This window comes from Nocardia lijiangensis NBRC 108240 (genome assembly GCF_001613045.1).
Lineage (GTDB): Bacteria > Actinomycetota > Actinomycetes > Mycobacteriales > Mycobacteriaceae > Nocardia > Nocardia lijiangensis.
This window is the reverse complement of sequence record NZ_BDBP01000092.1, coordinates 13,715-33,883: the sequence shown is the minus strand read 5'-3', so window position 1 is coordinate 33,883 and position 20,169 is coordinate 13,715. Positions and strand designations below refer to the sequence as shown.

Here is a 20,169-nt window from a genome sequence, read left to right as displayed (position 1 = left end):
ATCGACCGGGCGCTCCGGACCGCGTCACCGTCCACGCACGATGCGGCGCAAACGGTCGACGCGTGGCCCGACCTCACGCTCGTAGCCGTGGTCGGTCGGGCGGTAGTAGTCGGCGCCGACGATTTCGTCGGGCGGATACTGCTGGGCGAGCACGCCGTCGGGGTCATCGTGCGGGTACTTGTAGCCCTGGGCATGGCCGAGCAGCGCCGCGCCGGAGTAGTGCCCGTCGCGCAGATGTGGCGGCACGGCGCCCGCCTTGCCCGCGGAGATGTCGGCCATGGCGGCGCCGAGCGCGGCCGGGACCGCGCCGGACTTCGGGGCGGTGGCCAGGTGGATGGTCGCGTGGGTGAGGGTGAGCTGGGCCTCGGGCATACCGATCAACTGCACGACGTGCGCGGCCGCCACCGCGGTCTGCAACGCCATCGGGTCGGCCATGCCGATGTCCTCGCTGGCGGAGATGACCAGCCGTCGCGCGATGAAGCGCGGGTCCTCCCCCGCGCTCATCATGCGCGTCAGATAGTGCAGCGCCGCGTCGACGTCGGAGCCGCGGATCGACTTGATGAAGGCGCTGATCACGTCGTAGTGCTGGTCGCCTGCACGGTCGTAGCGCACGGCGGCCTTGTCCACGCTCGCTTCCACGAGGGTCAGGTCCACCGTGCCGTCGAGCGAGGACTCGGCCGAGGCCTCCAGCGCGGTCAGCGCCCGGCGCGCGTCCCCGCCCGCGATCCGCACGATGTGGGCGAGTGCGTCGTCGGTGACGGTGTAGGCGCCGTCGAATCCGCGGGGATCGGTGAGCGCGCGCTCGAGCACGGCGCGGATGTCGGCGTCGGTCAGCGAACGCAATTGCAGCACCAGCGAGCGCGACAGCAGCGGCGAGACGACCGAGAACGAGGGATTCTCCGTGGTCGCGCCGACCAGCAGCACGATGCGGTTCTCCACCGCGGCGAGCAGCGCGTCCTGCTGGGTCTTGGAGAAGCGGTGCACCTCGTCGATGAACAGCACGGTGCGCTCGCCGGCCGTGAGACGCCTGCGCGCCAGGTCGATAACGGCGCGCACCTCCTTGACCCCGGCAGACAGCGCCGAGAGCGCCTCGAAACGACGGCCGGTCGCCTGCGAGATGAGCGAGGCCAGCGTGGTCTTGCCCGTGCCGGGCGGACCGAACAGCAACACCGACGCCGCGCCGGAGCCTTCGATCAACCGCCGCAGCGGCGAGCCGGGTCCGAGCAGATGCCCCTGCCCGACCACCTCGTCCAAGGTGGCGGGCCGCATGCGCACGGCCAGTGGAGCGGCGCCGCCCGGCCCGCGGAAATCCACGCCTGCGCCGCCCAGCGCATCCGACTCCGGCGCCGCATGGCCCGGCACGTCGAACAGCCCCTCGCTCATGCCTGCGCCTCGCTGACGCTCGGCTCCGGCATGCGCGATGCGCGCTGGCACATGATTCGCTCACTTCGTTCGCTCATGCCTGCGCCTCGCTGACGCTCGGCTCCGGCATGCGCGATGCGCGCTGGCACACGATTCGCTCACTCCGTTCGCTCATGTTTTCGACCGTACAACCCGGCCACGACAACACCGGCGCGGCCCGCGACCCGTTGGCGCGAAGTGCGGTGCACCGTCTCGATTTGCCAGTCCGCCCCGCATCGGCTGTGATCAACACTCGTGGCTGAAAACGTGGTCGTTTCAGATATCGTCCAGACCGGTCCGTTCGGCAGGCGCACCCTCTTTAAGGGCGGTGCCGCCGCGGCGGCCGGTGCGGGCGCGCTGCTCGTCACGACGCCCGCGCGCGCCGCGGGCCCCGTGTTCCGGCACGGCGTCGCCTCCGGCGATCCGCTGCCCACCGGCGTCATCCTCTGGACCCGGGTGACCGTCTCCGACGACGCTACGCCCGGCTCCGGCCTCGGCGCGGCCGCCGCGGTCCGCTGGGAGATCGCCGAGGACGCGGGCTTCGCCTCGCTCGCCGCTTCCGGAACAGCAACGGCCACCGCCGATTCCGATCACACCGTCAAGATCGACGCGAGCGGCCTGACTCCCGGCCGCGACTACTGGTACCGATTCACCGCGCTCGGTGAGACCTCGCCGGTCGGACGCACCCGCACCGCGCCAGCACCCACCGACACACCCGACCGGTTGCGCTTCGGCGTGGTCTCCTGCTCGAACTGGGAGGCGGGCTATTTCAGCGCCTACCGGCACCTGGCCACCCGCTCCGACCTCGACGCGATCATCCATCTCGGCGACTACCTCTACGAATACGGTCGCGGCGAGTACGGCGGCCGCCACGGCGCGGTGCGCCCGCACGATCCGGCCAACGAGATCGTCACGCTGACCGACTACCGCATCCGCCACGCCCAGTACAAGACCGATCCCGATCTGATGGCGCTGCACGCCCTGCTGCCGTTCATCTGCACCTGGGACGACCACGAGTCCGCGGACAATTCCTGGTCGGGCGGCGCCAACCATCACGATCCCGCCGTGCACGGCAGCTGGCAGGATCGCCGCGCCGCCTCGGCCCGCGCCTACCTGGAGTGGATGCCGGTGCGCGCCACCGGATCCGGCGCGAGCGTGCAGATCTACCGGCGGCTGCGCTTCGGCACCCTCGCCGAGCTGTCCATGCTCGACCTGCGCAGCTACCGCGATCAGGAGGCCACCCCCGGCGCGAGCTGGCGCGAGGTCGACAACCCGGCCCGTACGATCACCGGCAAGGCCCAGATGGACTGGCTCACCGCGGGTTTGGTCTCGGCGCCGGTGCGCTGGAAGCTGGTCGGCAATTCGGTGATGATCGCGCCGCTGGTCTTCCCGCCGCTGGAGCCCGCCACCACCGCGGCAATCACGAATGTGCTCGGCGTGCCGCAGTCCGGCGCGCCCGCCAATGCCGACCAGTGGGACGGCTACGCCGCCGACCGGCAGCGCCTGTTCCGCGCGATCACCGAGCAGCAGGTCGGTGACGTCGTCTTCCTGACCGGCGACATCCACTCGTCCTGGGCCTCGGACCTGCCGATCGACGCCGCGAACTATCCCGGCGGACCGACCGCGGGCGCGGAGTTCGTGGTCCCGTCGGTCACCTCGTCGAGCATCGGCGAGCTGCTGAAGGCGGCGCCGCGCACCGTGGCGGTGCCGATCGAGGATTCGATCAAGAGCTTCAACCACCACATGCGCTACGTCGAGCTGGAATCGCACGGGTACGGCGTCCTCGACGTGACCGAGCAGCAGACGCAGATGGACTGGTTCTATCTGGCCGACGTCACCGACGCGGCCACGGGTGTGCGGCACGGGGCCAGCTTCGCCGTGCCCAGCGGCGGGCGCATCGAGCCGCGTCCCACGCCCGCGCTCTGATCACCGGCGGAGCCGGACGGCTACTCGGACCAGCGCTCTTCCAGCATCGCGGACACCTCGTCGGCGAAATCGCCGATCACGTCATCGCCGGTGCAGCGCGCGTCCTCGGCGAGCGCGGCCCAGCGGTTGATCAGCGCCGCCGAGCGCGGCACCGACAGCCCGTGCTCGCGCGCGGACGCGATGCGGGCGTGGTCGGCGGGCAGGAACCAGTAGGTGGTGAGCCACACCCAGATGAGCCGGGCCTCCAGGATGCGTTCGGCGAACGCCTCGTCGTCGGCGAGCGCCGGGAACACCCCGACGACCTCCGAGCGCCAGGCCTCCACCATCTGCCCGGCGCGTTCCCTGGACAGTTCGAAATCGCACAGGCAGCCGGGGAAGGAGACCAGCGCGTAGGCGATGTCGAGGGTGGCGTCACGGAAGCCGCCCCACTCGTAGTCGAGGAACCTCGCGCCCTCCTGATTGAGGATGACATTGTCCGGGCAGAGGTCCGACGGGCTGAACGCCCGGAACCGGCCTGCCGAGAACAACCGGTTACCGCGCACGATGCGCTCGGCGATCTCACCGGGCACCTCGATGCCCAGCTCGCGCTGCAGCAGCCCGGGCACCTCGGAGATCGCGGACTCGGCCTGCTGGGCGATGCCGTCCACCCGGTGCACCACCTCGACGCGGCGCAGCAATGCGACGAAATCGGCCTCGCGCCCGACGGTCGCCGCGTGCATCCGGCCCAGCGCCTGGGCGAAGGCCATCAGCGCGTTGCGGGTGGCGGGTTCGGCGCCGGACTGCAGCACCGCGGTCATCCTGGCGTTCTCGCCGAGGTCGGACAGGATCAGCAGGCGATCGGGCAGGCTATGCGCGATCAGATACGCGCCGGGCCGCTGCTCGCGGCTGAGCGCGGTGGTGAACTGGTAGGAGACGGCTTCCCGGAGGAATGCCGAATCGATACTGGCGACGCCGGGGGCCAAGCCTCCGGTGCGGCGGTCCTGGGCGGCGCCGCGCACCTGCTTGACGATCAGCGTCCTGGGTAGCGAGAACGAATTCTCGGCAACACGCACACGTAGGACTGTCGTCCTACCACTACCGCTGAGTTCCATCGGATCGCTCAGCTTCACCGGAGCACCCATTCGCTTTGTGAGCAACTGTTGTGCTGCGGACACGACTTCGGCGGCGCGTTCGGCCAATAGTGCGGTCATCGCCTCTCAAGCTACTCGCATGGGGTCACTTCTAGCGAGCGGTTACGCAACCTTTCCGCTTCGCTCGGCGTGTCTCGTGTCGTGGTCGCGGACGGAGCCGCGCTCGCTTGACACCATGGCGCGTGTCCGGTTTTCTCATCGTGAACTGCTGTGCGCCACATCGCAAACCAGTTGCGTCGAAAGGTCTCCGACATTGGCCGACACACCGTCCTCCGCGCCGAAGGACCCCGCAGGCGGCACACCCCAGCAGGGCGGTGGAAGCGAACAGTTCGCGGCCCAGCCCGGGCAACACGAGGGCGGTGACCCCTACGCGCCACCGTCCGGCGCAGGCCATGCCCGCCACGAAATGCCTGGTGGAGCGGGATATCCGCAGTTCGAGGGCCCGGGTGCGGCCCAGTACGGCACCGAGCCGCTGGAGCCGCCGCCCGCGGTGGCCACGCAGCACGCCTCCTACGGAATGCCACCGCAGACGCAGCAACAGTACGGCATGCCGCAGGAGTACGGCGTGCCGCAGCAACCGGGGACGATGCCGCCGCCCGGTGCCGCACCGGGACAGCCTGTTTACGGCTATCAACTCGGCACGCCCACCGGGCTCGACGTCGGCCATGCACTCAGTTATGGACTGGAAAAGTTCCGGGCGAATCTTGCTCCGTGGCTAGGAATTACGGCGCTGGGCGTCATTATCTATTTGGTCTTCGTGTTGGTCGTCCAAACATTCGAACCGAATTCGCTGCTGCCGCTGGTGTTGCTGTTTCTCGCGGTAATGGCGGCGCTGTGGCTGTTGCAGGCCGCGATGGTGCGCGGGGCGCTGTACGAAACCGACGGCGTCAAACCGGTTTTCGGTTCGTACTTCAAGTTCGTGAATGCGGGCAATGTCTTGCTGACCGCCCTGCTCGCGTTCCTCGGCACCTGGATCGGTTTGGCGCTGTGCGTGTTACCCGGACTTGTCGTCGGCGTGTTGTGCATGTTCGCGCTGCACTTCGTCGTCGATCAGGATCTGGGCCCGTTCGACGCGATCAAGTCCAGCGCCACGCTGGTGGTCGGCAACATCTGGCCGGTGGTGCTGCTGACGCTGTCCGTCGCGGTGATCACCTTCCTCGGCCTGCTGCTGTGCGGCATCGGACTGCTCGCCGCGGGACCGATCTCGATCCTCGCGGTCACCTACGCCTACCGCACACTGACCGGCGGACGCGTCGCCGCGGTCTGATCGGCACGCTGGGTCGTCCGCTCGAACCGGGGCGACCCCACGCCGGGCAGGCACGTTCGCCCGCCCGGCAGCTCGGCCCTATTACTCGGTGATCTCGACCTTCACCTCGACCTTGTCGTGCTCCGGCTTGACGTCCAGGCCCGCCTCCTTGCGCTGCTGCGCGGTGATCGGTGCCGGGGCGTCGGTCAGCGGGTCGACGCCGCCGCCGGTCTTCGGGAAGGCGATGACCTCGCGGATGGAGTCCAGGCCCGCCAGCAGGGCGGTGATGCGGTCCCAGCCGAAGGCGATGCCGCCGTGCGGCGGGGCGCCGAAGGCGAAGGCGTCCAGCAGGAAGCCGAACTTCTCCTGGGCCTCGTCGTGGCTGATGCCCATCACCTTGAAGACGCGCTCCTGAACGTCGCGGCGGTGGATACGAATCGAGCCGCCGCCGATCTCGTTGCCGTTGCAGACGATGTCGTAGGCGTAGGCCAGCGCCGAGTCCGGGTCGGTGTCGAAGGTGTCCATCGACTCGGGCTTCGGCGAGGTGAACGCGTGGTGCACCGCGGTCCACGCCGAGTGACCGAGCGCCACATCGCCGCTCGCGGTCGCGTCGGCGGTGGACTCGAACAGCGGCGCGTCCACGATCCACACGAACGACCAGGCGTTCTCGTCGATCAGCCCGACCTTGCGGGCGATCTCGCCGCGCGCCGCGCCGAGCAGCGCGCGCTGGGCCTTCGCCGCACCCGCGGCGAAGAAGACGCAGTCGCCGGGCACCGCGCCGACGTGCTTGGCCAGCCCTTCGCGCTCGGCCTCGCTGAGGTTCTTGGCGACCGGGCCGCCGAGCGTGCCGTCCTCGTTCACCAGCACATACGCCAGGCCCTTGGCCCCGCGCTGCTTGGCCCACTCCTGCCAGGCGTCGAGCTGGCGCCGCGGCTGGCTCGCGCCCCCCGGCATCACGACCGCGCCGACGTACGGCGCCTGGAACACCCGGAACGGGGTGTCCGTGAAGTACTCGGTGCACTCGGTGATCTCGACGCCGAAACGCAGGTCCGGCTTGTCGGAGCCGAAGCGGCGCATGGCCTCGGCGTAGGTCATGTGCGGCATCGGCGTCGGGATCTCGTGGCCGATCAGCTTCCACAGCGCGGCCAGGATCTCCTCGGCCAGCAGGATCACGTCCTCCTGGCGCACGAAGCTCATCTCGATGTCGAGCTGGGTGAATTCGGGCTGCCGGTCGGCGCGGAAGTCCTCGTCGCGGTAGCAGCGCGCGATCTGGTAGTACCGCTCGATGCCGCCGACCATGAGCAGCTGCTTGAACAGCTGCGGGCTCTGCGGCAGCGCGTAGAAGTTGCCCGGCTGCAGCCGCGCGGGCACCAGGAAGTCGCGGGCGCCCTCAGGGGTGGAGCGGGTCATCGTCGGGGTCTCGACCTCGACGAACTCGTGGTGGGCCAGCACCGCGCGGGCCGCGGCGTTGACCTTCGAGCGCAGCCGGATGGCGTGCCCGGGGCCCTCGCGGCGCAGATCGAGGTACCGGTGCCGCAGCCGCGTCTCCTCACCGGGCTGCTCGTCGAGCTGGAACGGCAGCGGGGCGCTCTCGTTGAGCACCTCCAGCTTGCTCACGTTCACCTCGATCTGGCCCGTCGGCAGCTCGGGGTTCTCGTTGCCGTTCGGCCGCGGCTCGACAACGCCGGTGATCAGCACGCAGTACTCGGCACGCAGCCGGTGCGCCTGCTCGGCGGCTTCGCCTTCACGGAACACCACCTGCGCCACACCCGACGCATCGCGCAGATCGATGAAGATCACGCCACCGTGGTCGCGCCGCCGGGCCACCCATCCGGTGAGGGTGACGGTCTGACCGGCATGCTCGCTTCGCAGCGAACCAGCCAAGTGGGTGCGCAGCACGGGATTCCTTTCGACGACTACTCCGGCACCGGCGTGGGGTCACCGGGTGCGGTTGCCATCGTAGTTAGACACATTCTCCAAGTGGAAACCGATATCTGCACGGCCGTGTCAAGCTGTAGCCGGCAGGTTGCCCGACACCCGCACAAACGCCACTAAGGACGATCATGACGTTCAACGAAGGGCTACAGATCGACCCGGGCCGAGCCTCTTCGGGCGGTGGCCCCGGCATGGGTGGCAAACTCGCGCTCGGCGGCGGTGCGGGCGGTCTGATCCTGCTGGTCATCACGCTGCTGCTGGGCGGTGACCCCGGTTCCGTCCTCGGCCAGTTCACCGGCGCCCAAAGCACCCAGCAGGCCCAGCCGGGCACGGCGGGCAGCCCGCCGCACTGCAAGACCGGCGCGGACGCCAACCGGTACGTCGACTGCCGGGTCGTGCTCACCGCGCAGAGCCTGGACGCCGTCTGGTCGGCCGAACTGCCCGAACAGACCGGCAAGCGCTACGTGCAGCCCGAGCTGGTGCTGTTCTCCGGCGCGGTCGCGACCGGCTGCGGCAACGCCACCAGCGAGGTCGGCCCCTTCTACTGCCCCGCCGACCGGACCGCCTACTTCGACGTCAGCTTCTTCCAGGAGCTGACCGACCGCTTCGGCTCCAGCGCCGGCCCGCTCGCCCAGGAGTACGTGGTCGCGCACGAGGTCGGCCACCACATCCAGAACCAGCTCGGCGACATCGGCCGCGCCCGGCACGACCCGCGCGGACCGGAGTCCGGCGCGGTGCGCACCGAACTGCAGGCCGACTGCTACGCCGGCATCTGGGCCCACTACGCGGACAAGACGCCCGCGCCCGGCGGCAACCAGCCGTTCCTGCAGCGGCTGTCCGATACCGATATCAACGACGCGCTCTCGGCGGCCGCCGCGGTCGGCGACGACCGGATCCAGCGCGCCGCGCGGCAGCGGGTCAATCCGGAGGCGTGGACGCACGGATCGTCCGAGCAGCGCCAGAAGTGGTTCCTCACCGGCTACCGCACCGGCAAGGTCGGGGCCTGCGACACCTACTCCGCGCCGGACCTGAACAATCCGCCCGCGCTGCGCTGACCCGCGCACCCTTGTTCGCGGGCCCGTTCACGAACTACCGTGAACAAGTGCTCAGCTGCGGCGACCGGCAGCGCGACTTCCCGCACCGCCGGTACGGCGAGCCTGCTCGAAGGCGAGCGCCGTACCCGATCGGACGGCGATTCCACCATCGCCTGCCCGAGGGAAACGCAGGGTCGCATCGAGCGGAATCCAGAACGGTCACTCGGTCGCGAACGGGTCTCGGCAGCTACAGCAACGGCGCCAAGTCCGGCTCGGCGAGTTCGCTCGCGACCGGGAACGCGCCGGGTACCGCGGGCGCCCGTACCGCGCCCCCGCAGACGAAGCCGTCGCCGCGTCGCGCACACGGCCTCCGGGACACTCCGCCGTTCGCAAGGCCGTCCCGACTGATTGCCGCCCCCTCGGTGCGCCCTGTCGTGGTGAAGGGACATCCACTCCGAAGGGCATGATGATGCGTTATCTCACAATCGGTTACGGTGCCGTGGCCTATCTGGCATTTGTCGCCGCTTTTCTCTACGCGATCGGCTTCGTCGGCAATTTCTGGGTTCCCCGCAGCGTCGACGCGGGCGTGACGGCGTCGATCGGTGAGGCCATCGTGGTCAACGCGTTGCTGCTCGGCGTATTCGCCGTCCAGCACAGCGTGATGGCCCGCCCGGCGTTCAAACGCTGGTGGACGCGGGTGGTGCCCGCGTCGATCGAACGCAGCACGTATGTGCTGCTGGCCAGCCTGGCGCTGTTCCTGCTCTATTGGCAGTGGCGAACGATGCCCGCCATCGTCTGGGACGTCGACGCCACCGCGGGCCGGGTCGTCCTGTGGACGCTGTTCTGGATCGGCTGGGTGACCGTGCTGCTCTCGACGTTCATGATCAACCACTTCGACCTGTTCGGGCTGCGTCAGGTTTATCTGGCCTGGCGTGGCGAGCCCTACCGCGACCTGCCGTTTCGCACCAACCTGTTCTATCGCGTGATCCGGCATCCGCTCATGCTCGGCTTCCTCATCGCGTTCTGGGCGACGCCGACCATGACGGCCGGACATCTGTTCTTCGCCGCCGCGACGACGGGCTACATCCTGATCGCCCTGCAAATCGAGGAGCACGATCTGGTGGCCTTTTTCGGCGACCAATATCGCGACTACCAGCATCGCGTGCCGATGCTCGTGCCCTGGCCGCGGCACCACGACACCCCAGCGCCGACCGTCCAGCATCGTCCGGCCTAGCTTCGACACCGTCTTCGAGCGGCGCGCACGAACCGCGGTGTCGTGGAGCGGCGCTCAGGTTGCACCGGCTCGCGCCCGGGAACGGCACCCCGCGACAGCACACCGGAGCACCATCGGCGCTAGGCTCAACGGCACCCTGAGCCGCTGCGCCGGAAAGAGACTCGCTCGCTTCCCGGACGTCGCGGACGGTCGACGCCTATCGAGATGGGGAGTTCATGCGACGAACGATATCGGCCCTGCTTGTCCTCGCGATGACGTTCACCGCCGGGTGGGGCGTTGCCGCCGCCGATCCGGCCGCCGAAACCCATACGCCCGCAACGGAAAATCCGCCCGCGCTCGCCGCTCATCCGCCCATTCCCCTACCGCAACCCACGCCTGCCCGGTCGGCCGTCGCGCTTCTCACGCTCACGACGCTGCCCGCGGGCTGGCAGGAACGGATGGATCTGCGCCCCGTCCTCGAGGTCTACGCCGACGGCCGCGCCATTCGCAAACCGGATGCCGTCGCGCCCGAACGGGATCCGAACACCCCGCCGCGCCAGGTGGACGGCTCGGTCCGGCGCGAGGTTGTCGACGCCGCACTCGCCGAGATCACGGCGCTGTCCACCGTCGACCTCGGCATCCCCGCCTCGGCGGGCGACGGCGGCAGTCAGATCATCGACGTGATGCCCGAACCGCCGGGCCAGGACCTCCACCTGATCGTGTACGTGCCCGACTCGACCGAGGGCCTGACCGCCGATCAGCAGAACGCGCGCAAGCGCTTCGCCGACGTCTACCGCAGCCTGCTCGACGCTTTCGTCGCCGACCGCTGACCGACGGCCGCACTGACGGTATTACGCGGAAACCGACGGGAGAGATGGTGTTTCGAGGCATGCTCGATCACCGCATCTCTCCCGTCGGAATCGGCTCACGCCCTGGCTCCCGACTGCCGGATTCGATTCAGGAAGCGGCGGATTGGACGGTGGCTGCCGAGCGGCGGTCCCAGTCCTCGGCGCGGATGTGGCGGCGGTCGCGGCGGACGCTGCCGGTGCCGCCGGGCCAGGTGAGGGTGTTGATGCCGGTGGAGGTGACGAAGTAGCTGGTGCAGCCGCCGATGGTCCACACGCGGTCGGCGAGAACGCGGCGGCAGTGATCCACGAAGCGGCGCTGGGCGGTGTCGGTCGGCGTGTAGCGGGTGACCGCGCGATCGCGCATGTGGGCGATGGTGCGTGCGATGAGACCGGTGGTGGGTTCGATGGCCTGGAACTGGGAGGTGTGCGGCAGCGCGGTATTGGGGCCGGTGACGCAGAACAGGTTCGGCAGCCCCGCGAACGCGATGCCGCGATACGCGGCGAAACCGTTGCGCTCGTAGCTGTCTCGCAGCGAGAGGTCGGGCGTGCGGAAATCGGGGAAGCGCGGGATCGAGTCCTGGACGTGGTATCCGGTGGCCCACACGATCGCGTCGACCTCGTGGACGGCGCCGTCGGCGGTGCGCACACCGGCCGGGGTGAGGTCGACGATCTTCTCGGTCACCAGGTCGACGTTGTCGCGAGCGAAGGCCGCGTAGTACTCGTCGGACACCATCGGCCGCTTGCATCCGAAGCGATAGTCCGGCCGCAGCGCCTTCCGCGTGCGCGGATCGGGCACCTGGTTGCGCAGCGCACGCAGGCACACCTGCTCGAAGACCGGCAGCAGCCGAGGATGGAACTCGGCAAGGTGCACCAGCTCCAGCAGCGAGAACACCATGCCGCGCAGCGCGAGTCGCGCGGGCGGGAACTTGCGCAGCACCGTCCGCACCGGTCCGGCGATCGCGCGGTCTCCGCGGGGCAGCACCCACGCCGGACTGCGCTGGAACGACACTACGTGCGCACCCTCGCGCGCCAGCGCGGGCACGATCTGCACCGCGCTCGCGCCCGATCCGACGACGGCGATGCGCTTCCCCGGCGGCTGGAAGCCGGAATCCCAGGAGCCGGAGTGCATTTGGACGCCGGGGAACAGTTCCCGGCCGGGGATGTCCGGGACGTACGGCACGTGCAGCGAGAAGTACCCCATGACGACGGCACGCGCACTGATCACGCGCCCATCGGCCAGCCGCACCGACCACCGGTGCTCGGTCTCGTCGAACTCGGCCCCGACGACCTCGCTGTTCAGCCGCACGTTGCGTCGCAGATCGAAAGCGTCGACCACGGATTCGGTATAGGCGCGCAGCTCGGGTTGGGTCGCGAACAGCCGCGACCAGTCGCCGGGGAAGAACGAGTACGAGTACAGCACCGACGGCACGTCGACGGCGCACCCCGGATACACGTTGTCGCGCCAAGTCCCGCCGACCGCCTCCGCGCGTTCGAGAATCACGAAATCCTCTATGCCGCAACGCTTCAGGTTGATCGCCACGCCCAGCCCGCTGAACCCGGAGCCGATCACCGCGACTTCACAACGTTCGGTGATCTCGGTCATCGCCTCTCCTCGCACACTCTCGTGATCAGCACTGACATCGGTCATCTCGCGGTGATACCCGCATCGGCCTCGCGGCGCAGCGCGGGTGTCCTGGCTTCGACACGCATGGGCAGGCTCTCGGGATGCACCAGCGCGCCGATGACGGTCTCGCGCGCCGCGAACCCGGGCTCCAGCCGCAGCCGCCAGCGCCCGCACAGGGTGGCGATCTGCAACGCCACCTGGGTCAGCGCGAACACATTGCCGGGGCACTGCCGTGCGCCCATGCCGAACGGGATGTGCGCGCCGCGCGACATCCCCGCCGTCGCCTCGGGCAGCCAGCGATCGGGGTCGAACCGGTCGGGGTCGGCGTGCACCTGCGGGTCGCGATGCACCGCGATCGGGCAGACGAACAGCATCGCCCCCTCGGGCAGCGCGTGCCCGCCCAGCTCGTAGCCCGCGGGCACGTGCCGCACGGTGAGCCACGGCGAGTATCGGCGCAGTGTCTCCAGCACGAGTCGCTTGGTGAGGTCCAGGCGGGGCAGGTCGGTGAATTCGGCGGGCCGGCCGCCGAGCACCTCGTCCAGCTCGGCGTGCAGCGCGCGCTCCACCTCGGGGTTGCGCGCCAGCTCGTAGAGCAGCCACGTGGCGGTCATGCCGATGGCCTCGGTGCCGCCGACGAGGAAGTTGACCAGTTCGTCGTGCACGTGCTTGTCGGTCAGCGGCGCGCCGTCCTCGTCACGGGCCCTGATCAACGTGTCGAGCAGGTCGCCGTGGTCCAGCGCCGGGTCGGCGGCCAGGTCGGCGCGGTAGGCCGCGATGATGTCGGCGGTGGCTGCCTTGAGCTGATCGACCAGTTCGAGGAAGCGGCGGTTGCCCGGCGTGGGGAGCCGGTCCAGCCATGCGGGCCGGGTGACGCGGCGCGCGAGCAGCGTCATGACCTCGGGCAGCAGCTGGTGGACGCGCCGGGCGGTGACCTCGCCGAGTTCACCGGAGAACAGCGCACCCGCGACGGTGCGCAGCGCCAGGTCGTGCATCTCCTCGTTCACCGCGAGCATCGCGCCGTCACGCCACTGGCCCGCCCGCGCCTGCCCCATCGTCGTCATCACGGTGGCGTACTGCGCGATACGCGCCTTCGCGAATGCGGGTGCGATGAGCCTGCGGGAACGGCGATGCGCCGCACCGGAAACGACGGTGACGCCCGCTCCGAGCAGCAGTTCGGCGCGCTCGATCATCGAGCCCTGATCCGACAGCCCGGTGAACGCCTCCCTGATCAGCTCCGGTTCGGTGACGACATACGTTTCGTAGCCGGGGATTCCGATGCGAACCAACGGTCCGTGCACGGACAGCGTGGACAGGAACCGGTGCGGTGCGCGGCCGAACCGGTGCCAGTGCCCCAGGAACGGCAGCGCGCCCGGTGCGGTGGGCACCGTGGACGAAGCGCCGGAACGACGCCCTCGCACGGTGGACAGCAGTGATGTCACGAAACCAACCTCCGATTCGGCGCGATCCGTTCAGCCGCGGGCCAGCAGGGCGTCGACACCGCCGACCGAGTGCACCCACTCGACGTAGCGCGCCAGGCCCTCCGCGCGGGAGACGGTCGGGTTGTAGTCGAAATCCTTACGGGCGGCGGAGGTGTCGTAGGTGCTGGAGACGGTCAGCGCGGCCGTCGTCCAGCTCGACAGCGGGGGCGCCCACCGTTCCTTGACGGCGGGAATCCGCCAGAGGGTGTCGAAGACGGCGATCGCCGCGTCCAGCACGGGACCGGGCACCGTGCGCGTCGGCGGGGTCAGGTCGAGCGCGACGGCCAGGTCGCGGACGAACTCCCACAGGTCGATGTCCTCGGGATCGGCCAGGAAATAAGCGTTTCCGGCGACTTCCGGGGAGCGGGCAGCCTGCAGACACGCCGCCGCCGCATGCTCGCAATAGGTGATGGACGCCATGACCCGGCGTCCACCCGAAAGGTCGGGCAGCCGACCGCTTTTCAGCTTGCGCAGCAGCAGGCTCATCCACCCGGCCGAGCGCGGGCCCCAGATCATCCTCGGACGCAACGCGCACGTGGTGAAGCCGGGCGAGTCGGCCGCGAGGACGTACTGCTCGGCCACCACCTTTGTGGCGACGTAGAGGCTCTTGGGCGCGTCCACATAGGGTTCGGACTCGTCGATGCCGAAGCGGTCCGTCTCGTAGGAGGTGGCGACCGACGGGCTGCTGACGTACACGAACCGCGACACGCCCGCGGCGCGCGCGGCCGCCATCAGGTTGCGGGTGCCTTCCACGTTCGCTCGCCAGAACTGTTCTCGCGCACCGACTTCCGCAACCAGGCCCGCGCTGTGATAGACGACGTCCACATCGCGGCAGGCCGCCCGCAGCGAGTCCATGTCACCGAGATCGCCCAGGGCGTTCTCGAGTCCGGGCACGCCGGACAGGTAGCCGAGGTCGCTGCCCGCGCGGACCAGCGCCCGCACCTCGTCGCCCGCGCCGGTGGCGGCATCGACGATGTGGCTGCCGAGGAATCCGGTCGCACCGGTGACGAGAACCTTCATCGGTCCGTTCCTTCCTTCGTTCGCGGGAATCCGAGCCGATCCGAGGCCCAGTGCGCCAGCCGCTCCCGCCCGATCTTCGCGTTGTGCCGGATGTCGACGGGAAACTCGCTGTGCGGCAGGAATGTTCGAATGCGCGTGGTCTCCGCCCTGCTCTGCGCGAGGGTCCACAGTTCGCGCCGTACCCTGGTGAGCTCGGCGGGCGCGAGATCCGCGACGGGCTCGAAGCACAGCACCGGGATCTGTTCACCCGGCGCGCCGACGCCGACCAGCGCGGTCCTGGCGACATCCGGGTGGGCGTTGAAGATCTGCTCGCACCGGACCGTGTACATGTCCCCGGCGGCGGTCCGCACGCGCTGGGAGAGCCGCCCGCAGAACCACAGGCGGCCCGATTCGTCCACGCGCGCCAAGTCGCCCATGCGGTGCCAGCGCCGGACGCTGCCGCCGGGCAGCGTCTCGTCGATCTTGTGCCGCGCATCGGCGGCGGCATTGCGGTGGTAGGCGCGGCTGACCTGCGGTCCGCTCGCGACGATCTCGCCGATCTGCCCGGCGGGCAACACCAGGTTCTCGTTCCAGTCGGCAATGGGCTCGTCGGTGACGCCGATGATCCGGACCAGGGTCGCGCCGCTGCCCTCCGGCAGCGGGCGGCCGACGCACACGCCCGCGCCCTCGGCGGTCGCGGCGCGTGTCTCGTCCAGCTCGGACCATTCCAAGGTGGTCAGCGGCAGCGCCTCGGTGGCGCCGTAGGTGGTGAACACCGCAGCGTCGTCGGGGAGGGCGGCTCGGATACGTTCCAGTGCAACCAGATTCGCGGGTGCGCCCATGGAGATGACGCGCTCGATGCCGGGCAATGTCTCGCCGGATTCGGCGAGATGCTCGCCGAGCCGGACCAGCAGAGCGGGCGAGGCCGTGAGGTCGGTGGCGCCGAAGGACCGCGCCACCTCGGTGAGCAACGCCGGATTCGCCTTCGAGACGCGCACAGGGTCCACCGGGCCGAGCACGACGTGCGCGCCCTGCAACAGATCGAAGAGCCCGAACAGGGGCACTGAGGTGAGCGAGACGAATCCCGTTGGGCGGCGATGCAGTTCGGCGACGACATCGAGAGCCGCGGCGAAGCCGGACCTGGTGAACTCGACCCCCTTGGCCGGTCCGGTGCTGCCGGTGGTGAACGCGATCATGAACAGATCGTCCGGATCATGGTCGGCCGCAGGGATTTCCGGCTCGTCGCGCAGATCCGGCAGGCTGTGGCCGCCCCAGTACGATCGCCCCGCCGTGACGTGCACGCGGATCGAGCCGAACGTGCGCCGCGCGGCCAGCCGCACCAGGTGCGCTTCGGGGATTCCGATGAACGCCTCCGCGCCGACGCTGTGGAAGCAGTGCAGCATGCGGCGCACACCCATGCCCGGATCCACCACCACCGGCACCGCGCCGACCCGGAACAGCGCGAACAACACCGCGAACAGGTCCGGGTCGGGGCGCACGAGCACAATGGTCTTGACGCCCTTGGTGATTCCGATCCTGGCGAAGCCCGCCGCGTACGACCGGATGCGCCGCCCCAGCTCGGCGTAGGTCATGTCCGCGAACCGCAGGTCGGCACCACGCTCGGCCTTCGCCGCATCCGAGCGGGTCGGGTAGCTGATGGCGGGCCCGTCGGCCCCTTCCGCGATGCGACGCTCGAGCAGGGCGCTCGGGTCCTCGTATCCGGTGGCGCGCGTCACCCGGCACCGCCGGCGGGCACCCGGTAGCCGACACAACCCGCCGTCGGCCCCGATCCGCCGGCGACGAGCAGCAGCCTGTCGCCCTGGCCGACGGCGCCGGAGCGGATCAGCTGGTGGTAGGCGATGATGAGACCGGAGCTCCCGGCGTTCCTCGACCCGGTGTCGGCCTGGTGGTGTCGCGCGAAGCCGAAGTCGGCGGCCAGCGTCGCCGCGAAGTCCGGCGCGGGATTGCTGGTGACCAGCACCGTCGAATCCGATGCCATATCAGGGTGATTCGCGAGATAGTTCCGCACCGCCGTGCGCGCGACACCGGTGACCTGCTCGGCGAAATCGACGGCGACGTCGACGGTGATCGTGCGCGCGCCGTCGCGGCCCATCGCCTTCAAGTCGAGATATCCCGCCACGCCGGGGTGCGCGCCGTCCGGACGCAGCGCGGGCTGCAGGTGCACCGCGCCGAGCCCGGTCGCGTCGTCGAGGCCTTTCGTCACCAGAAACGCACCACCCACGGTGGCATAGGGAAAGTCGGCCGCGTCCGCCCGGCCGCCGGGGTGGGCATCGCTGCCGACGATGAGGACACGCTCGGCGGTCCCGTTGGCCAGCAACGCATTCGCGGCCTGGAGCGCGTTCAGCACGCCGCAGGCGCCGTTGCGCAGGTCGAGGGAGAAGCCGGGCCGGGAGGAGCCGGATTCGTAGTCCGGGTGCATGCCGAGCTCACGCTGGATCAGCGCGGCGTTGGACGGTTCCACGATATTGGCGTCCCGATAGACGCCGACGTTCACCAGCACGTCCACGTCCGCCGCCGACAGGCCCGCCCCGGCCAGGCACTCCCGCGCCGCCGCGACCGCATGGCCGATCGAGCCGAGCGCCGGATCTTCGCTCACCGCCGAATTCTGCAGAATGGTCACCACGATTTACTTCACCAACTCACCGATGGTCGCCGACAGCACTCCGAACACCATTCCCGAGGCGGTCGGCACGAAACAGATCTTCGAACCCGGCGGAATCAGGCCGCGCGACAGATAGTCGTGCAGCACCAGGAAATGCGTACTCGCGCCGGTATTTCCGTACTTTTCGACGCACGCGAGCCGCGGTGGCATCGGAGCGCCGTGGATCTTGCTGCCCGACTCCGCCAGTTTCTCCGTGAACCCGACCCCGAGCTGATGGAAGACGATGAAATCGAAGCCCTCGTCGGCGAACGTCGTTCCGTTCTTCGCGAGCACGTCGCGATGGAATTTCGCCCATGTTTCGCGCCGTGGCGCGGCCTGCATGGTGAGGTTGTCGGTCAACATGATCATGTTCTCGGTGGCATCGCTGGGTTTCGCGATACACAGGCCGGAGTATTCCGCGCAGGTGATCATGTCGATGTAGTGGATGGCCTCGTCGTCGTCGACGGCGCGGTCGAGCACCACCGCGACGGCCGCGTCGGCCAGGGTCAGCGCCGCGAACTGCGGGTCGCGGGCGTCCACCGCCTCGGCCAGCGCGCCCTCGGTGACCGGCGAGATGACCTCGGGGGTCACCACCATGCCGGTCCGGACGATGCCGGCGCGAATCAGGTTGTCCAGCAGGTAGATACCGGTCATGGTGCCGCCACACGCGTTGGCGACGTCGTAGCCGGTGGCGTTGACCGCGCCGATGCGGCGGGCGATCTCCCCCGCCGCGGACGGCTCGAACACCATGCGGAAGCCGTCGTGCACGGTGGTGCCGCCGCAGATGATCACATCCAGATCGGCGGGGTCGTACCCGGATCCGGCCAGGCAGTCCAGGGCCGCGGCGACACCCAATGTCAGGGTGTCCTCCTCGGTGCGGTCGACCATGTGCCGGTGCGCGATACCGGTAATGCGTTCGACGTCGAACTCGCCACCGCTCGACATACGGTCGAGCACATCGTTCGTGGTGAATTCTCCGGCGGGGAGAGCGGCCCCCAGCGCGCGAATTCGAGAGCGATTCATATGAGATTTCCTCCGATGGCCGCGGTCACCACGAAAATGGCGAAACACGGCGCTGAGACAGCAAGGGGGCGATGGGAACCCGGACCGACCGGACGGTTGCGACACTACGACCAGACCGCGACAGCAGTCCACTTCCGCTGCCGATCGAGTGAGGGGGATCACCAATCGATATGAGCGCCTTGCTACTTCGAGACAAATGTTCGGAGCGAACCTCGTCTCCCGCGATGAATTACCGTCTCCGATTGCACCGAACACTCGATTCGTGATTAGGCTCGGTTCGATGTCCGCTCCGATGTCGCTCCTCGATCTCCCCGGCCCCGAGGGCTGGCCGGTATTGGGCAACCTTCCGCAACTCACACCGACGCGGCTGCACCGGCAACTCGACCGCTGGTGCGCGGAATACGGCCCCGTCTACCGGCTGAGCATGCCGGGCAGGCGACTGGTCGTGGTCGGCGATCCCGAGCTCGGCAAGGAGATCCTGCGGCAACGTCCAGGGACCTACCGGCGACAGTCCTCGATCGAGTCGATCATGAGCGAGATGGGCTCCAACGGACTGTTCTCCTCCGAGGGCGAGGCGTGGCGGCGGCGCAGGCGGCTGGCCATGCCCGGTTTCAACGCCGCCCATCTCACGCGGTTCCACACCACACTCGAGCAGATCACCGAGCGACTGCGGAGGCGCTGGCTCGCGGCGCCGCCCGAGGACGTGCGCGCCGACCTGACCCGCTACACCGTGGACGTGACCGCCAAGCTCACCTTCGATTACGACATCAACACCATCGAGCAGTCCGGCGATGTCATCCAGCAGCATCTCGAGCACGTCTTCCCGATGCTCAACCGCCGCTTGAACATTCCGCTCCCGTACTGGCGCTGGGTCAAGCTGCCCGCCGATCACGCGCTGGACCGGGCGCTGGATGCGCTGCGCGCCGAGGTGAACGCGGTCGTCGCCCGTGCGCGCACCGCGACACCGGAACAGCCGACGAACTTCATCGAAGCGTTCCTGCTCGCCCACGACGGCGGGGAATCGTTCACCGACGACGAACTCTTCGCCGAGGCGCTGACGATCCTGATCGCCGGACAGGACACCACGAGCAATGCCGCGGCGTGGCTGCTCTATCACCTGGCCTCCGAACCCGAAGCGCAGGAACGCATCCGGGAGGAGATTGCCCGGATACCGTCGACGCTGGAGCGTCAGCCGTACCTGGAAGCCGTTGTCGCCGAATCGATGCGGCTGCAACCCACCACTCCCCTGTTGCTGATGGAGGCCGTGCACGACACCGTGCTGCGCGACATCGCGGTGCCCGCGGGCACGTGGGTGTTGGTCAACGTGCGTTATCCGGGCCTCCAGGAGGAGAACTTCGCCGATCCGCAGCGGTTCGACCCCGAACGGTGGCTGCGCGACGCCGACGATAGGGCGCACCGCCCCGAGGTCGCGATCCCCTTCGGGTCGGGGCCGCGGTTCTGCCCGGGCCGCGGCCTGGCGATGCTGGAGGTCAAGAGCGTGGCCGCGATGACCTGCCGCACGTTCGATTTCCGGCTCCCGGACGGTGTGCCGCCGCCCGACGACCGGTTCCATTTCGCCGTGATCCCGGTCGGCCTGCGGCTCGACCTCGCGCCGCGCCAGGCAACCGGCCCCGAATTCGAAGGATAGGA

Annotated in this window: 15 protein-coding genes; 6 read left to right on the top strand and 9 right to left on the bottom strand. The window is 69.3% G+C overall.

Annotation, left to right across the window (positions count from 1 at the left end; genetic code table 11):
• Positions 1-24: 24 nt before the first annotated feature.
• Positions 25-1,383 carry a replication-associated recombination protein A gene (locus NL1_RS28915; RefSeq protein WP_067845753.1) on the bottom strand — a complete coding sequence of 453 codons (1,359 nt, stop codon included), beginning with the start codon at positions 1,381-1,383 and terminating at the stop codon, positions 25-27.
• 285 nt (positions 1,384-1,668) lie between these two features.
• Here NL1_RS28915 and NL1_RS28910 point away from each other — a divergent pair, with 285 nt between their 5' ends.
• Positions 1,669-3,327, top strand: coding sequence for an alkaline phosphatase D family protein (locus NL1_RS28910; RefSeq protein ID WP_245673616.1), 1,659 nt, complete (start codon positions 1,669-1,671; stop codon positions 3,325-3,327).
• A 20-nt stretch (positions 3,328-3,347) separates the two neighbouring features.
• Here NL1_RS28910 and NL1_RS28905 read toward each other — a convergent pair whose 3' ends face one another.
• Positions 3,348-4,517: a phosphotransferase family protein gene (locus NL1_RS28905; protein ID WP_067845750.1), complete on the bottom strand. Its 1,170-nt coding sequence runs from the start codon at positions 4,515-4,517 to the stop codon at positions 3,348-3,350.
• A gap of 193 nt (positions 4,518-4,710) precedes the next feature.
• Between NL1_RS28905 and NL1_RS28900 the strand changes: the two genes are divergently transcribed.
• Positions 4,711-5,724, top strand: coding sequence for a hypothetical protein (locus NL1_RS28900; RefSeq protein ID WP_067845747.1), 1,014 nt, complete (start codon positions 4,711-4,713; stop codon positions 5,722-5,724).
• A gap of 81 nt (positions 5,725-5,805) precedes the next feature.
• Here the strand turns inward: NL1_RS28900 and aspS are convergent, their stop codons facing one another.
• Positions 5,806-7,602 carry an aspartate--tRNA ligase gene (aspS, locus tag NL1_RS28895; protein WP_067845744.1) on the bottom strand — a complete coding sequence of 599 codons (1,797 nt, stop codon included), beginning with the start codon at positions 7,600-7,602 and terminating at the stop codon, positions 5,806-5,808.
• A 164-nt stretch (positions 7,603-7,766) separates the two neighbouring features.
• On the opposite strand from aspS, the gene ypfJ reads away from it, so the two are divergent.
• The 3 genes from ypfJ to NL1_RS28880 all read left to right on the top strand — a co-directional run bounded on the left by ypfJ (position 7,767) and on the right by NL1_RS28880 (position 10,715).
• On the top strand, positions 7,767-8,693 hold the full coding sequence (ypfJ, locus tag NL1_RS28890) for a KPN_02809 family neutral zinc metallopeptidase (RefSeq protein WP_067845741.1): 927 nt from the start codon (positions 7,767-7,769) through the stop codon (positions 8,691-8,693).
• A 445-nt stretch (positions 8,694-9,138) separates the two neighbouring features.
• Positions 9,139-9,906, top strand: coding sequence for a methanethiol S-methyltransferase (mddA, locus tag NL1_RS28885; protein ID WP_067845786.1), 768 nt, complete (start codon positions 9,139-9,141; stop codon positions 9,904-9,906).
• A gap of 215 nt (positions 9,907-10,121) precedes the next feature.
• Positions 10,122-10,715 carry a hypothetical protein gene (locus NL1_RS28880; RefSeq protein WP_084511075.1) on the top strand — a complete coding sequence of 198 codons (594 nt, stop codon included), beginning with the start codon at positions 10,122-10,124 and terminating at the stop codon, positions 10,713-10,715.
• Between the two features lie 127 nt (positions 10,716-10,842).
• Here NL1_RS28880 and NL1_RS28875 read toward each other — a convergent pair whose 3' ends face one another.
• From NL1_RS28875 to NL1_RS28850, 6 genes are read right to left on the bottom strand one after another with little or no spacing between them, the layout of a single operon-like run.
• On the bottom strand, positions 10,843-12,336 hold the full coding sequence (locus tag NL1_RS28875) for a flavin-containing monooxygenase (protein WP_067845783.1): 1,494 nt from the start codon (positions 12,334-12,336) through the stop codon (positions 10,843-10,845).
• 41 nt (positions 12,337-12,377) lie between these two features.
• Positions 12,378-13,796: a cytochrome P450 gene (locus NL1_RS28870; RefSeq protein WP_084511071.1), complete on the bottom strand. Its 1,419-nt coding sequence runs from the start codon at positions 13,794-13,796 to the stop codon at positions 12,378-12,380.
• Between the two features lie 30 nt (positions 13,797-13,826).
• Positions 13,827-14,855 carry an NAD-dependent epimerase/dehydratase family protein gene (locus NL1_RS28865; protein WP_067845735.1) on the bottom strand — a complete coding sequence of 343 codons (1,029 nt, stop codon included), beginning with the start codon at positions 14,853-14,855 and terminating at the stop codon, positions 13,827-13,829.
• Positions 14,852-16,570 (bottom strand): fatty acid CoA ligase family protein, encoded by a 1,719-nt coding sequence (locus tag NL1_RS28860; RefSeq protein ID WP_084511070.1) that lies wholly within the window; start codon positions 16,568-16,570, stop codon positions 14,852-14,854. Before NL1_RS28860 ends, NL1_RS28865 begins: the two co-directional genes overlap by 4 nt.
• Positions 16,567-17,451 (bottom strand): hypothetical protein, encoded by an 885-nt coding sequence (locus NL1_RS28855; protein WP_156095103.1) that lies wholly within the window; start codon positions 17,449-17,451, stop codon positions 16,567-16,569. The genes NL1_RS28860 and NL1_RS28855 overlap by 4 nt, the downstream gene beginning before the upstream one ends.
• A 30-nt stretch (positions 17,452-17,481) precedes the next feature.
• Complete coding sequence (locus NL1_RS28850) at positions 17,482-18,519, bottom strand: 3-oxoacyl-ACP synthase III family protein (RefSeq protein ID WP_067845727.1); 1,038 nt, start codon at positions 18,517-18,519, stop codon at positions 17,482-17,484.
• Positions 18,520-18,799: 280 nt separating this feature from the next.
• On the opposite strand from NL1_RS28850, the gene NL1_RS28845 reads away from it, so the two are divergent.
• A complete protein-coding gene (locus tag NL1_RS28845) occupies positions 18,800-20,167 on the top strand; it encodes a cytochrome P450 (protein WP_067845724.1) in 1,368 nt (455 codons plus the stop codon).
• Positions 20,168-20,169: the final 2 nt, after the last annotated feature.

Bases quoted from the DNA above. Each gene is read 5' to 3' on its own strand.
- NL1_RS28875 (WP_067845783.1), bottom strand. From the start codon at position 12,336: ATGACCGAGATCACCGAACGTTGTGAAGTCGCGGTGATCGGCTCCGGG.
- NL1_RS28880 (WP_084511075.1), top strand. From the start codon at position 10,122: ATGCGACGAACGATATCGGCCCTGCTTGTCCTCGCGATGACGTTCACC.
- NL1_RS28865 (WP_067845735.1), bottom strand. From the start codon at position 14,855: ATGAAGGTTCTCGTCACCGGTGCGACCGGATTCCTCGGCAGCCACATC.
- ypfJ (WP_067845741.1), top strand. From the start codon at position 7,767: ATGACGTTCAACGAAGGGCTACAGATCGACCCGGGCCGAGCCTCTTCG.
- NL1_RS28845 (WP_067845724.1), top strand. From the start codon at position 18,800: ATGTCCGCTCCGATGTCGCTCCTCGATCTCCCCGGCCCCGAGGGCTGG.
- NL1_RS28905 (WP_067845750.1), bottom strand. From the start codon at position 4,517: ATGACCGCACTATTGGCCGAACGCGCCGCCGAAGTCGTGTCCGCAGCA.
- NL1_RS28850 (WP_067845727.1), bottom strand. From the start codon at position 18,519: ATGAATCGCTCTCGAATTCGCGCGCTGGGGGCCGCTCTCCCCGCCGGA.
- mddA (WP_067845786.1), top strand. From the start codon at position 9,139: ATGATGCGTTATCTCACAATCGGTTACGGTGCCGTGGCCTATCTGGCA.
- NL1_RS28915 (WP_067845753.1), bottom strand. From the start codon at position 1,383: ATGAGCGAGGGGCTGTTCGACGTGCCGGGCCATGCGGCGCCGGAGTCG.